This is a genomic window from Lacrimispora sp., from assembly GCF_047605665.1.
GTDB lineage: Bacteria > Bacillota > Clostridia > Lachnospirales > Lachnospiraceae > Lacrimispora.
The window spans coordinates 19,026-32,596 of sequence record NZ_JASGFH010000028.1 but is presented as its reverse complement, the minus strand read 5'-3'; the positions used below and the strand labels follow the sequence as shown (position 1 = coordinate 32,596).

10 protein-coding genes are annotated in these 13,571 nt (G+C 46.6%); all 10 read right to left on the bottom strand.

Features of this window, described 5'->3' with window-relative positions; genetic code table 11:
• Positions 1–30 precede the first annotated feature (30 nt).
• On the bottom strand, positions 31–1,356 hold the full coding sequence (locus tag QM657_RS18265; RefSeq protein ID WP_415068134.1) for a 2-hydroxycarboxylate transporter family protein: 1,326 nt from the start codon (positions 1,354–1,356) through the stop codon (positions 31–33).
• A gap of 54 nt (positions 1,357–1,410) precedes the next feature.
• Positions 1,411–2,529: an Ldh family oxidoreductase gene (locus QM657_RS18260; RefSeq protein WP_415068133.1), complete on the bottom strand. Its 1,119-nt coding sequence runs from the start codon at positions 2,527–2,529 to the stop codon at positions 1,411–1,413.
• 219 nt (positions 2,530–2,748) lie between these two features.
• Positions 2,749–3,123 carry a desulfoferrodoxin family protein gene (locus QM657_RS18255; RefSeq protein ID WP_415068132.1) on the bottom strand — a complete coding sequence of 125 codons (375 nt, stop codon included), beginning with the start codon at positions 3,121–3,123 and terminating at the stop codon, positions 2,749–2,751.
• A 144-nt stretch (positions 3,124–3,267) separates the two neighbouring features.
• Entirely contained in the window at positions 3,268–3,693 is a 426-nt protein-coding gene (locus QM657_RS18250; RefSeq protein ID WP_415068131.1) for a GNAT family N-acetyltransferase, read from the bottom strand.
• A 138-nt stretch (positions 3,694–3,831) separates the two neighbouring features.
• On the bottom strand, positions 3,832–6,861 hold the full coding sequence (locus tag QM657_RS18245) for a glycoside hydrolase family 2 TIM barrel-domain containing protein (protein WP_415068130.1): 3,030 nt from the start codon (positions 6,859–6,861) through the stop codon (positions 3,832–3,834).
• 92 nt (positions 6,862–6,953) lie between these two features.
• Positions 6,954–7,787 carry a carbohydrate ABC transporter permease gene (locus tag QM657_RS18240; RefSeq protein ID WP_415068129.1) on the bottom strand — a complete coding sequence of 278 codons (834 nt, stop codon included), beginning with the start codon at positions 7,785–7,787 and terminating at the stop codon, positions 6,954–6,956.
• Position 7,788: 1 nt separating this feature from the next.
• Positions 7,789–8,682, bottom strand: coding sequence for a carbohydrate ABC transporter permease (locus tag QM657_RS18235; protein WP_415068128.1), 894 nt, complete (start codon positions 8,680–8,682; stop codon positions 7,789–7,791).
• 75 nt (positions 8,683–8,757) lie between these two features.
• Positions 8,758–10,119, bottom strand: a complete 1,362-nt coding sequence (locus tag QM657_RS18230; RefSeq protein ID WP_415068127.1) for an ABC transporter substrate-binding protein — start codon at positions 10,117–10,119, stop codon at positions 8,758–8,760.
• Positions 10,120–10,218: 99 nt separating this feature from the next.
• Positions 10,219–11,772 (bottom strand): response regulator transcription factor, encoded by a 1,554-nt coding sequence (locus QM657_RS18225; RefSeq protein ID WP_415068126.1) that lies wholly within the window; start codon positions 11,770–11,772, stop codon positions 10,219–10,221.
• Positions 11,769–13,547, bottom strand: a complete 1,779-nt coding sequence (locus tag QM657_RS18220; protein ID WP_415068125.1) for a sensor histidine kinase — start codon at positions 13,545–13,547, stop codon at positions 11,769–11,771. The genes QM657_RS18225 and QM657_RS18220 overlap by 4 nt, the downstream gene beginning before the upstream one ends.
• Between the last annotated feature and the right edge of the window lie 24 nt (positions 13,548–13,571).

Below are 13,571 nucleotides of genomic sequence, written 5' to 3'. Positions count from 1 at the left end.
ACCGGTTTAACGTTTCTTTTTGATTAAATCTTAAAACATAATGGCAAATATGGTACTTGACAAGGCCAGAACAATGGCTCCGCCCAATCTGGATAATACCTGTGCATATGGCATCAGTTCCATTCTGTCTGTTGCACCCAAGAGAACCACATCTGCACTTCCTCCCCTGTTTGCACAGCAAAGTCCAACAATAATAGCTGAATCAATCGGGTAAAATCCTACCATCCACCCCAATACTGCTGCTCCAACAGTAATTCCTACAATAATCATGAAGGTAACAAATAAATTTTCCAATGTTATCGCTCCGACAAATTCCCCGAAGTCTGTAATGGCGATTCCCATACCTGCAAAACACATTGGCCCCATATTTCCAGTCACAAATTTTGATAATGCCTTAGTGCCTTGAGCGAGATTCTCCGGTATCAGTTTAAAAATATTTGCCAAAGTCAGAAATATGATTAAATATGCATAAGGATGTATGATGATCTTTCCTATTGAAGGAAGCAAATATTCACCGAAGAAGCAGGCCAATGCATAAAAGGAACCGGCTACCACAAATCCCGCTGCAATATCTGTTTTGGTTACCTCCACTTTCTTTGTTTCTTTCTGTTCCACTTTATCATCCGCCGATGTTTTGCGAAGCAACTGGGTTTTATCCCCTGTCAGGGAAGGTACAATATCCCCCAGACGGTTTAAAAACACTCCCATAATCAAAGCAATGGTGCTTCCGATGGTCAGAATCGCCAATGCAGTAGCATAGTATTCCGACTTGGAATTTCCTGTCACCTTCTCAAAGATCTCACTCATGGGAACAGCGCCTGCGCCATTTCCTCCACCCAGGTTTGGCAGGACATAATAAGACAGAATATCGGCGGGAGCCATTCCAGCAAGAATCCCTCCCAACAGACCAAACGCACCGCCTAATACTATTGTTCCAAAGAACACTGGGCCGCACCGCTTTAATGTTTTAAGCAGCGTATCACGATCTACTGCCAGCAGTCCGCCTACCATCAGCAATCCCAAATATAGTTCCAGAAAACTGACACCATCATAGAAAACCGTTGCTGATTCCACATATTTTTCCGGAAGCCATTTCATATAAACCATGAAAGACGGTGCCATAATAGCCATCATACTGCCTCCGCCAATCCATTTATTCCAGATTGGAAGCCGCTTTCCTACCTGTGTAAAAAACATTCCTATCACAAAAAGCATAGCCATCGTTGAAAGCATGTCCGTTCCCAGTGATCCGGTTATCATCCCCAAGATTACAGGTATTGACATACATATGTACAAATACAGCGGTATTCCGTTTATTTCATAATGCAAGAACCCTTTTTTACCTGAACTTTCCATATCCTTCTCCTTTACAATTTTGTTAATCCATACTCCGCTGGATCAACTTCTGTTTTATTCTTTCATCTCGAATACGACTGCCCCGGCATTGCTGCTGATATCGATATCCGCGGTATCTAAAATATCGGAGCATTCCACATTTCGCTGCATACATTCAACGTACAGACTCTGCTGAATATTCTTTGAAAGCAGTATTCCTTCTTTACGGGATTTCTCCGTTTTTCTATCTTCCGGCTCACCAGGCATAAGAATTTCATCACACCCCGCTGCTCTGGGCAGAGCCTTAAGTCTCTTATAATAAATATCCATTTTCTTTTTATATTCTTCCATTGGCATGAATAAATCGGCTTTCATGATAAAAATCATATGACCAAGATTCTGGGGCTCATCGAAGCGGTAATATAAACTGCTTACATCTCCCGCATAATTGGAGCCGGTATACATTCCGGCCATCATATCCATCAGCATTGCAAGTCCTGCTCCTTTTGCATCACCAAACGGCAGACACACACCTTCAAAAGCTTTCTTCGCATCAGTGGTTGGATTGCCGTCACTGTCTAATGCAAGCCCCTCTGGTATTGGTTCATTGTTAATCATGGCTACCCTGATTTTTCCCCTGGCAGTCTTCGTCATGGCCATATCCAGAATATAGTCCGGACTCTCATATCCTCCAACCATACCGGCAGCAAACGGGGCTGCCCCCAGGAATGTAGTTTTGCCACCGAATACAGGAAGGGCCGGGCTGGAGTTGGTATACACCATACAGCAATACCCTGCTTCAACAGCCTGTTTTACATATAAAGCCGACATCCCAAAGTGCGTGCTCCGGTGACAGCCAACTATAGCAATGCCAGTTTCGGCTGCCAGTTTTATACCTTCTTCCACCGCCTTATGAGCCACTAAAAATCCCATCGCATCATCACCGTCAATACGCAGTGCCGCTGCTGCCACCTTTTCTACCTTTATATCGGGATTTTTGTTAATACATTTGGAATCAATTCGTTTTAAATACATTGGAATTCGGGATACCCCATGACTGTACAGCCCTCTCATATCAGCCGCTACCAGATCTTCAGCAATTACACGTGCACTCTCTTCATCCAATCCACCGGCCGCAAATAACCTGCGGCCCAGTTCTACTAACTCGGCTTCATTAAATGTTCTTTCTTTCATCTTGTTTGAACCTCCTATGCTTAATATGTAAAATATAACTACTTCCATACGAAAAGTAAAATAGCTATATTGTGCATATTGCCATGCAAAAAAACTATAATCATAATTTTCCGATTAATATAATATAAAAAAAGATCTGATAATCGTAAAAGATTATCAGATCTCTTAAATTCATAACATTGACCTTACGGCCTGTGAGTTTTCCCACTCTTCTTTTCTTTAATTCTCTGCCTTCCATAATCCGTGAAGATTGCAGTATTCATATGCAGCAATTACCTCATCGTCTTCGCAAAGAACGAATTCAGCAACCGGCTTATTTCCCGGCTCCAGTACCTTTCTCTGATTGCCCTGCTTTGTCTCTAAAGCAATCCAGGCGATATAGTGCTCAGGAAGCATTGGGTGCTCTACAGAACCTACAGTAACCTTTACATTCTGTCCGTCAATTTCAATAACAGGAACGTGCTTTTCGGTTGCTCCATCGGTTGTGTTGGCTGCCAATTCACCCATTGTCTCACCGCAGCAAGTAATAGTGCCGCCTTTTTCTTCCACTACTGCTACAATATTTCCGCATCGATTACATTTTAAAAACTTCATGTGAATACCTCCTATTTTCTTTCTGACCCCAGATTAATTACAAGCCAAGTATAGCACAAAGTCTGTTTTTTTACAATATATTCCAGCTTTATCTCCATAATCTGACATAATTGTAACTATTATCGGATTTCTGGTTCACAAACATCAGCGTTCAGGCCGTTCTTTCCTTATCTCCATCCACTTTTCCGGTTTTGAAACAGGAACAAATCCCATGGATTCATATACTCCTTCCACCTCGGTCTTTAACACCCATTGATATACATCCTTCAAAGAGTCATGGGATAATAAATGAGCCACCATCTTCCTGGCTATTCCCATGTGCCGGAAACGGTCATCCACATACACATCTGAAATATAGGCGAATCTGGTCTTATCAGATATTGCCCTGGCATATCCAACCTGAACATTTTCATGAAAAGCCCCTACAACCAGAGCCGCATTGGAAGCTCCCTGCTTAACTTCATCCATTCCTATCCCTTTGCTCCACTCTGCGCAGGACAGCATTTCCCTTACTCTTTCAAAATCCATATGTTCCAAGCCAGCCCGCACTTCAATCTCATTCGTTTTCATAGCAAACCTCCAAAGTATAAATATATCCTCCTCAAACACCCCACCCACAAGGAATGGGCGCTAAGAAGTCCTCATACATTTATTCTAAAATTTTATGAAGGCTGCGTCAAGTCAAATATTACCGGCTTTTGTCTGGCTTTATCCTATTCTTTCAATTATAAATTCCGTTACCATCTCTTTTTCTCCGCTTATACAGTACTCCGGATAAACCGGTGCTCCCCAACTGTCATCCCCGCCTACGCCTCGCATGGCACCTAAAATATTCACCACCGTATACCTGGGGGCAGGAAGCTCTTCCCGGTGTGTGGCTGACTCCAATTCCTCCGCCGTATAGGGAAGAACAGAGGCATCAAAAGGCTGCCCGGAAGCCCGAAAACCAATGGAATGGCCTTTCATATCCGATACCTTAAGCCAGCGGACACCTGTCCTGTTTCCGCACTCCTGAGGCACCAGGTAGCGGGATAAGTTGTTATCAGGCGTATCCTCATAAATCCCCAGCCTGGCTCCCTCATTCCTGTCACAGTAATTTTCCTCCGGTCCCCGTCCATACCAGATGAACTTTTTAGCCGCTTCCAGCGTGATAAGCCTCATACCAAAAGCCGGAAGCTCCGGCAGACCTTTCTGCCCTTTAAACAGGGCCTTCACCTGAATGGAACCATTTCCACTCACTTCATAGGAAACCTCTGTCACTGCTTTGGGAATCGTGGAAAGCTCATAGGTATAGGTCACCTTTACCCGTCCCTCTTTCTCTTCCACTTTACAATTTTCATTGCTGTAATAAGGGAACCTGCCTGCCCCAAACCACAGGGCGCTTTTCACTGAAAATTTATTTCCTTTGTCATTATCCGTCGCAGCCCTCCAGTACACCGGCATAAGGGGCCTTCCCAGCCACTCTTTTCCGTCATAGACGAGGGAAACCATGCTGCCCTCCTGTCTGGAAAACAGCACCTGAAAGCTCTCTCCCATGACGCCAATGTTCACGTCACCGTAAACAATCTTTAGAGGCGTTTCAATGCATTCTTCCGTTCGCCCTTCCACTGACTTAACCGCCTCGCCAAAGGCTGCCTCATAACCGGCCTCAGCCCACAGGGTATCATTTTTCAAGAGAGCTGAAACCTGGAGGGCATACTCTCCCGGCTCTGTAAAATCCGGAATGGAAAGGGCCTCATACCCTGTTTCCAGAGGCTTGACCAAGGCATGAAATTTCTTTTGATAAACCGGCTCCCCATCCTTTAAAACCGAATAGACAAACTCCAAATCTGAAGTATCGGTAAATAATCTTCTGTTTTCTATGGATACTCCCCTGAAATCAGGAGTCAGGCGGATATCCTGATACAGATATTTGACCTCCTGAGCCTTGGGAGAAATGGTCCTGTCTGCATAGACAATCCCGTTCCCACAAAAGCTGTAATCCGTAGGCCTGTCACCGAAATCTCCGCCATAGGTCATACGTTCTTCACCGTAAGCATCCTTTTTCATCAAAGACTGGTCGATATAATCCCAGATAAATCCGCCCTGATACATCGGATACCGGTCTTCCAGGTCTGTGTACTTTTTCATGCCGCCAAGAGAATTTCCCATGGCATGCATGTATTCACAGAGGATAAAAGGCTTTTCAGGATTATTTTTTAAATATTCCTCCACATCGGCAGGCTTGGCATACATCCGGCTTTCCATGTCGCTGATCCGGTCAAATTCCCGGTTCCAGAACACGCCTTCATAATGAACCAGCCTGGAAGGGTCCCTCTCCTTAAAATATTCCGACATCGCCAGAATATTCTCTCCCGCATACGACTCATTTCCGCAGGACCAGATCAGGATGCTGGGATGGTTCTTATCACGTTCCGCCATGGACTTCGCCCGGTCCACCACGCAGTCCTTCCACTGAGGCAGGCTTCCAGGCACATTCCAGGAAGGCTCACTGGCTCCCATCTTCTGCCAGGAACCGTGGCTCTCTAAATTCGCCTCATCTATGAGGTAAATTCCATATTCATCGCAGAGTTCATACCATAAGCTCTGATCGGGATAGTGACAGGTTCTGACCGCATTGATGTTGTGGCGTTTCATGAATTGGATGTCCCAAATCATATCCTCTTTCGTAATGGAACGGCCCCTTCTCACATTGAATTCATGGCGGTTGATTCCCCGGAACACCACTCTCTTTCCATTTAAGCACATCAGGCCGTCTTTCCGTTCAAAACGGCGAAAGCCTATTTTCTGGGGAATGACTTCTTTTACATTTCCCTGTTCATCATATAAAGTGGCAGTAAATTCATACCGGTAAGGGTCTTCCCCGCTCCATAAACGGGCATCGGAAATACGGCAGGAAAATTCCACTTCCCCATTTGCAGGAACAGGAGCCCAGGAAGCGGAAATCTCTCCGGTTCCATCCTTTAAGACAGCGCAAATACTCCCCTTTGTTCCCTCGGAAAGGGTCAAAACAGCCCGAAACAGGCCATCCCGGTAATCCTCAGACACATCTCCGTGGATGAACATATCTTCCACATGACACTCCGGAATTGCATATAAATACACCTCACGGAAAATCCCGGAAAACCGGAAAAAGTCCTGATCCTCGATCCAGCTCGCACTGCTTCTTTTATAAACCTCCACCGCAAGGCGGTTGGTCCCAGGCAAAACAGCATCTGTAATCTCAAATTCAGAGGGTGTAAAAGAATCCTCAGAATATCCTATGAAATGGCCGTTAAGCCAGACGTAAAAAGCCGTTTCCACTCCCTGAAAGGACAGGAATATCCGCTTTCCTTTCAGCGGTTCCTCCGCTTCAAATTCCCTGATATAGCTTCCCACCGGATTATTCTGCCAGTCGATGTGAGGGGGCCTGATATCAGACAGGCCATCCCATGGATACATGGTATTGATGTACTGGCATTGGCCATATCCCTGAAGTTCTATATGTCCGGGGACTTCTATGGTGCCAAAGCCGTCCGGGTTAAAATCCTTTTCATAGAAATATTCCTTCCGCTCCCCAGGATTTTCTGCATAGGAAAATCTCCAGGTTCCGTTTAAGGATTGACGCAGTCCCATAATTCCCTTTAAAGCTTCTGCTTCTGTTTCATAATAGCAGTGATCGGAATGAGCTGGCAGGCGGTTCACTGCAAAGACTTTAGGATCTTCCAGCCATTCCAGTTTTGCGGTTTTCTGTTCCATTGAAAGAAACCTCCTTCTATTAATACCATGAATCCATTATAAGTGACCACGGTGAGAGAATCCATCACATTTTTTACGATTTCCTGTATCTTTTATTCTTTTACGGCTCCTGCTGCGATTCCCGCCAGAATGTATTTCTGGAAGAAGAGATAGATCAAAATGGTGGGCAGCATGATGATGATGATTCCTGCCGCCAGCTTCTGCCAGGACCCCTGCTGGGCATTGGCGTAATTCATCAAAAAGGTGGTCAGGGTCCGCAGCCTGTTCTTTGGCATATACAGGTAAGGGATGTACATGTCATTGATAATGGTGATGGCCTTGATGATCACCACCGTAGCCGTGGCAGGCGCCAGCAGAGGGAAAATAATCCTGGTAAACAGGCCGAAATAGGAACAGCCGTCCAAAAGAGCGCTCTCATCAAGAGACACCGGAAGAGTCGAAATGAACTGCCGGTAAATATAAAGCTGCATTAAATCTGACGCTACATAAATCACGATGGGCGCTCCCAAAGTATTGTAAAGCCCCATGCTGTTGATGATCTTAAATCTGGCAATTTCCGTCACAAAGCTGGGAATCAGCATTCCCAGGAAGAAAAGCCCCATGATCAGCTTTTTAAGCTTAAATTCAAAACGCTCCAGAATAAATGCGGTTATGGTCCCAAACAATACGTTAAACAGAATGCTGACTGCCAGTATGATTCCCGTATTTTTAAAACCGATTATCAAATACTTATCTCCCAGCACCTTTTCAAAGTTCTGAAAGGTGACCCTCGCCATAGGCGGCAAAAGCAGGGGGGAGGTGTTCACCATATCCGCCTTTGTCTTAAGGCCCGCAAACAGAGTCAGAAGAATGGGGGCCAGAACCACCAGAACCATACCTATGCAGAGAAGCTGTTTGATGCCCTGTTCCATTGTACGCCGTTTCATCTTATTTTCCCCCTCCCTTCAAAATGATTCCATGGATGATCTTGTTTTGTATCAGATAAATGACAACGATCATGACCATAATCGCCACCGCCATGGTGGAAGCGAGGCCAAAGTTGCTGTATTTAAAAGCCGTATCAATGGTATAGAGGGTAAAGGTGGAAGAAGCGTATCCCGGACCTCCGCTGGTCATGACGTAAGGGATATCAAATACCTGAAGCGCCCCCCGGATGTTATCAAAAAGGACGAAGTCCACCATGAGCATAATAGAGGGAATCTGAATGTAGCGGAACATCTGCCACGCCCCTGCGCCGTCCACTCTGGCTGCCTCCTGCACATCCTCAGGAAGGGATTGAAGGGCTGCCATAAAGAGAATGACATGATACCCGGAAAACCTCCACAGGGAAACGAAGGTCAGAACGAAGTTGACCAGCTTAGGGTCTGACAGCCAGTTCCTGATAAGTCCCTCCAAATGAAACAGGGTCAATATCTCATCAAAAGCCCCGTTAATGGGAGAAAAGAAATAGGAAAAGGCATAGGAAATAGCCACTCCGTTGATGATATAGGGCATAAAAACCATGGTCTTGTAGAATTTTGCCGCTTTAAGCCTTGAAGTCAGCAAAACAGCAAACAGCAGCTCCACGGGAATGAAGATCAGATGCCCGAAAAAGTACACCGCATTGTTGCGCAGAGACAGCCATAAGTCCTTATTGCGGAGCATGGCCGCATAATTGCCAAAGCCAATGGCATCGTAGCCTTGGGAATACCCATCCCAGTTTGTAAAGCTCATGCGGATTAAGTCAAAGGCCGGAAGCACCACAAACCCGATGAGCAGGGCCATGGGAACGACAAGGGAACATATAATAAACCTTTTTTTCTGTTTTTCCAGTGAATTCATAGATACCTCCTGATTCAAGTTCTTGGGTGAAAAGGGGACAGGGTTTCCATCACCCTGTCCCCTTTCCTGCTCTGTTTATTTAATTCCCAGCTTTGTTCTGGCTTCTGCCCATTTTGTATTGAGCCCATCCAGTTCTGCCTTAAGATCGAATCCATCGGTAAACATCTGGGAGCCCAGCTTCTTGTAATCAAATGCGATTTCATTCTGAATCGCCTGGAAGTCGTCTCCGCCGCCGTCATACATGACCAGTTCCTTATCCGGCTGCTGCTCATCTGCCTGGGCCAGAATCGGGTCTTTTTCCTTGGGGAAGTTCTTCATGGAGGAGGCGCTGGTCACGTAGCTGATGTATCCCGGATACCAGTCTTCACTGTAGAACCACTCCACAAATGCCTTTGCCAGCTCCGGATTCTTGCTGTGAGTGGTCACTCCCATAAAGGAATCGCCCTGAACGATGACGCGGAATGGATCGTCCTTGGAATCTCTTACAGGAAGGTAGAAGGTGCCCAGCTCTGATACATCGTCGGTGCCGTTTTGGATATTCTGAAGGCCCCAGTCTCCCAGCGCGATGATGGCAGCTTTTTTCTGTGCAAATAAGGACGTTACCTGATCATTTCCCATGCCCAGAGGGTCTTTGCCGAACACAGCCTTGCTGAATAAGTTATATACCTTGTTGTACGCTTTGTTAATGTCCGTTCCCTCTGCAAAGGGAGCGTCCGCCTTTGCCATGTCGTTCCAGTTCTGGCCGTTGCCGCCCTGAAGTGCAGGCATAAATTCCATATAGGGATAATCCGGCCATTCATCTTTTGCGCCGAGGGCAATTGCCATAAAGTCCGGATCATTTTTGCCGTAGTGATCCTGAAGGGTCTGGGCTGTTGTTTCGAGTTCTTCCCAGGTGGTGGGAACCTCTACGCCCGCTTCCTTAAACATATCTTTCCAGTAATAAACGTATTCGTATCCGGCTGTCATGGGAACGCCCAGGACCTTGCCATCCATGGCGTATCCGGAGGCCAGTTCATTGTTTTTTGCAGCTTCCAGACCGGATAAATCCAGAAGATAATCCTTAAATCTGGATAAGGTAAAGGGTTTGTTGAACATGACGTCAGGAAGCTGGTTTGCGGAAGTTCTCATCTTCATGGCGTTCCAGTATTCGGAGTCGTCCTTGATCTTTTCCACTTCGATATCCGCATTGGGATACTTCTCCTGGAATTTCCCAACCATATCATTTTCATCAATATAATCCATCAGATTGTTGTCCCAGATGGCAAATACGAGACTGCCTTCCAGGTCTTCTTTTGCCTCTGTTTTTCCTGTCTCTGAGGGCGCCTCTTCCTGACCCTTTGCAGTTGTTGCTGATGTCCCCTGCGAAGAAGAACAGCCGGCCAATGTCCCCACTGCCATTGCCGCACAAAGTCCCAAAGCCAACATTCGTTTTCTCATCTTTGTAATACCTCCCTTGTTTTGATGATATTATCTTATCATTTCAAAACAGTCTTCTCCATGAGATATGGTTTGAAAACTTGATGTATTGTCAGGTCTTTACTTCCTGTACCCGCCAGGGCTGATTCCGCACTGCTTTTTAAACACTCTGGTGAAATGCTCCACGCTGTTGTAGCCAACGCTCTGGCTGATTTCATAAATTTTTAAATCCGTTGTTTCCATCAGCTCCCTCGCTTTGCGGATGCGCACTTCTGTCAGATAGTTGCTGAAGGTCATCCCCTCTTCCTTTGTAAATCTGGTGGTAAAATATTTTTCATTGAGGCCCACAAAGTCTGCCACGCTTTTTAAGGTCAGCTCCGGGTTGGCGTAATTGTCCATAATGAACCGTTTTGCCCGGATCATCATATCCGCCTGTCTCCGGTCAGTCTGATGGGCATTGTAATCCATGATCCAGCGAAAGAAATTGTTCAGCCACAGCTCCAGACTTCTCATTTCCTCCAGCCGGCTTATTTTCTCATAATAATTGACTTCCTCCACAAACAGGGCGCTGATATCGTCATGGTTGTCCGAAAGCTGCCAGGCTATGCTGCAAACGATACAGAGGCAGACCTTTTTAGCCTCCTTTAGCTCCATTTGGTAAAGCTCTGAAAAAAGCTGCTTTTTCTCCAGCCCCGCAGCCAGTTCATCGCCCACCATCAGCCCCTTTATAAGCCTTTCATACTCCTGCCCGGCCTGTCGTACCTGTTCAAAGGAAACCACATCCTTTTCCCAGGGATCACAGATCTTTCCCTTTCCTTTTAAGCATTTAAGCCGCAGCCTCTCCCCGGCCTCTTCAAACCGGCTCAGGAAATCCCCAGCCCCCTTTCCGGGACTGCTGATTCCCGCCGAAACGGACAGGTTCATGAAATGCTTCCACACATTGCATAGCTGCCCGCAGGCGGAAACCGAATTTTCCTTATACTGCTGAGGATCGGTGATGCGGTACAGCATCACATAACGGGAGGGCGCTGCTGCCCCAAGGATACAGCGGGAAGCCACTCTGGGAATCTGTCCTGCCAGCTCCAGCATGGGTTTTATCAGTTCTTCTTCAAAATCCTCTCCAAAGCGGGCCGAAACCTTATGGAAATCCTCTATTTCAAACTGGATCACCAGATATTCCTGCTGAAAAAAGGACTCCTCAAGAGGCCGCTTTCCAACGGCCATGTCTGCAAGAATAACGGAGGCGGGGATTTTTATGACAGACCTCTCCTCTTCTTTTGTTTCCTGCCTGCGGTTTTGAAAGACCTCTTCATCCACGCGTTTTAACATGGATATAAGGGTCTCTTCCGTTAATCCGGCCTTTAATATGTAGTCACAGGCTCCCAGCCGGAACGCATCCCGGACCAGCTTGAAATCGTCATAGCCGCTTAAAACCAGAACTGCAGGCATACGTTTCAGGCAGTTTAATTCTTCCAAAAGTCCGATTCCATCCATAACCGGCATTTTCATATCGGTGATGACCAGGTCCACCGGATGGCTTCTTATGTATTCCAGGGCCTGCTGTCCGTGGATAGCGTCAGCAGCAATGTGATACCCCATTTCTTCCCAGTTGATCAGAGAACGGAGGGTGATCCGGACAATGGTGTCGTCATCCACAATCAGGACATTTCTCATAGGTTTTCCGGCTCCTTTCTTACGGGAATGCGGATAGAGGTTCTTGTAAACCGGCCCTCCCCGCTTTCCATCTCAAATCCGCAGTCTTTTCCATAATTGAGGGCCAGCCTGGTTTTCACGTTGGTAATGCCAATGCTCACATAATCCTTTTGTCCTTCCTCTTTTTCTTCTCCGCTCATGATCCGGCGGATGTCTTCTTCCGGCATGCCTTTTCCGTTATCCCGGATTTCAACAGAAAGAAAATCGCCCTCTTTGCGGGCCGTCAGCCAGATGGTTCCCATTTCATCCATAAGGCCGCTGAAACCGTGGACAATGGAATTTTCCACCACCGGCTGTAAGATAAGCCGGGGAACAAGGCAGGAAAGACATGCCTCTTCGATGTCATACTTTATTTCAAATCCATCGGAATAGCGGATTTTCATCAGATAGATATAGCCGTCTAAAATCTCCAGCTCCTCTTTTAAAGAGTAAAACCCTCCGCTGCTTCGGAAAGAACAGGACAGTATTTTAATCAGGGCCTCCGCCATGCGGGCGATGGACTCATACTTCGACATCTGCGCAATGAACCGGATGGAATTTAAGGAATTCACCAGAAAATGAGGATTGATCTGGGACTGGAGCGCCCTGATCTCCGCTTCGTGCTTCTTCTGCTGCTGCACTTCGTTTTCCTGTATCAGTTGTTTCAGCCGTCTCGTCATCCGGTTAAAGGAATGAATCATCAGGCGCAGTTCTGACTGGCCTTTTGGCTCCACATGGACCAGAAGGTCCCCTTCCTCTACCCGTTTCATGCCCTCTACCGTATGGTGAATGGGGTCGATGATGCTCGTCAAGAAATAGCTGGAAAACCGGTAAAACAGCGCAAACAGGATGAGGGTGACCACAACGATGACGGCCGCTGTCCTGTTAAAGCTCCTTGTAAGGGTTTCATAGGCCACCACACTGATGATTTTTAAGCCGGTCACCGGTTCCCTGGTCACCACTCCCATGTACTGTCTGCCGTTTGCCTGATACCGGAATTCTGTCTGTTCCAGGGAAATGTTCCGGGGTAAAAGGGACACTGTGCTTTCCGGGTCGAAAATCACGTTTCCTGACTGGTCAGCGATCATGGTGGTACCCAGCACCCGTTCTTTATTATAATCCTTGATCAGGCGTCCGGTCTGGGAAGAGGTGAACAGAGCTGCCATCTCTATGACCCCATCCCTGTCCACATCAATGCCGGGAGACAGGCCCGCGGCAATGGTCAGGGTATAGGCATTTTTTCTGGAATTGGTCACACTGCGGTCATAAAAGCCGGTTTTTACCGTATTCGGCTCTGCCAGAGCCGCCTGATACCAGGAGGAAGATTTCAACTGGTCCTCTCCAAGGGTGATGTCGTCTTTTATGTAAGTATGATCCCCGTCCTTCATGTAAAATACGGCAGAAAGGATGTCCTGGACCGGAACCATGGCATAGTGAAAGGACTCAGTCAGAATTCTGGTATAATGGTATTTTTCAGCCAAATCCTTTGTGTTGGTTTTGGCTGCATTTTTTACGACTTCATTGTCATTGACGTATACGAAATGGGATAAACGCAGGGACACATCCTTTACCTCTCCCCCAAGGGCAGAAGCGATGTTATCCTGGGCGCGCCGGATATTGGAAACTGCAGAATCCACCATCATGGTCCGGATGATGAAAATAGACAGCAGAATAATCAAAAGAATGGGGATGACAATGAGGGCGAAGAAGCTGTTATAATAAGAAGCCTTTAAATTCTGCTTTTTACTCATCCACATCTTCTCTCGCCCTCCTCACCGGTT

Coding starts and splice junctions, on each gene's coding strand:
- QM657_RS18265 (WP_415068134.1), bottom strand. CDS start 1,356: ATGGAAAGTTCAGGTAAAAAAGGGTTCTTGCATTATGAAATAAACGGA.
- QM657_RS18260 (WP_415068133.1), bottom strand. CDS start 2,529: ATGAAAGAAAGAACATTTAATGAAGCCGAGTTAGTAGAACTGGGCCGC.
- QM657_RS18255 (WP_415068132.1), bottom strand. CDS start 3,123: ATGAAGTTTTTAAAATGTAATCGATGCGGAAATATTGTAGCAGTAGTG.
- QM657_RS18250 (WP_415068131.1), bottom strand. CDS start 3,693: ATGAAAACGAATGAGATTGAAGTGCGGGCTGGCTTGGAACATATGGAT.
- QM657_RS18245 (WP_415068130.1), bottom strand. CDS start 6,861: ATGGAACAGAAAACCGCAAAACTGGAATGGCTGGAAGATCCTAAAGTC.
- QM657_RS18240 (WP_415068129.1), bottom strand. CDS start 7,787: ATGAAACGGCGTACAATGGAACAGGGCATCAAACAGCTTCTCTGCATA.
- QM657_RS18235 (WP_415068128.1), bottom strand. CDS start 8,682: ATGAATTCACTGGAAAAACAGAAAAAAAGGTTTATTATATGTTCCCTT.
- QM657_RS18230 (WP_415068127.1), bottom strand. CDS start 10,119: ATGAGAAAACGAATGTTGGCTTTGGGACTTTGTGCGGCAATGGCAGTG.
- QM657_RS18225 (WP_415068126.1), bottom strand. CDS start 11,772: ATGAGAAATGTCCTGATTGTGGATGACGACACCATTGTCCGGATCACC.
- QM657_RS18220 (WP_415068125.1), bottom strand. CDS start 13,547: ATGTGGATGAGTAAAAAGCAGAATTTAAAGGCTTCTTATTATAACAGC.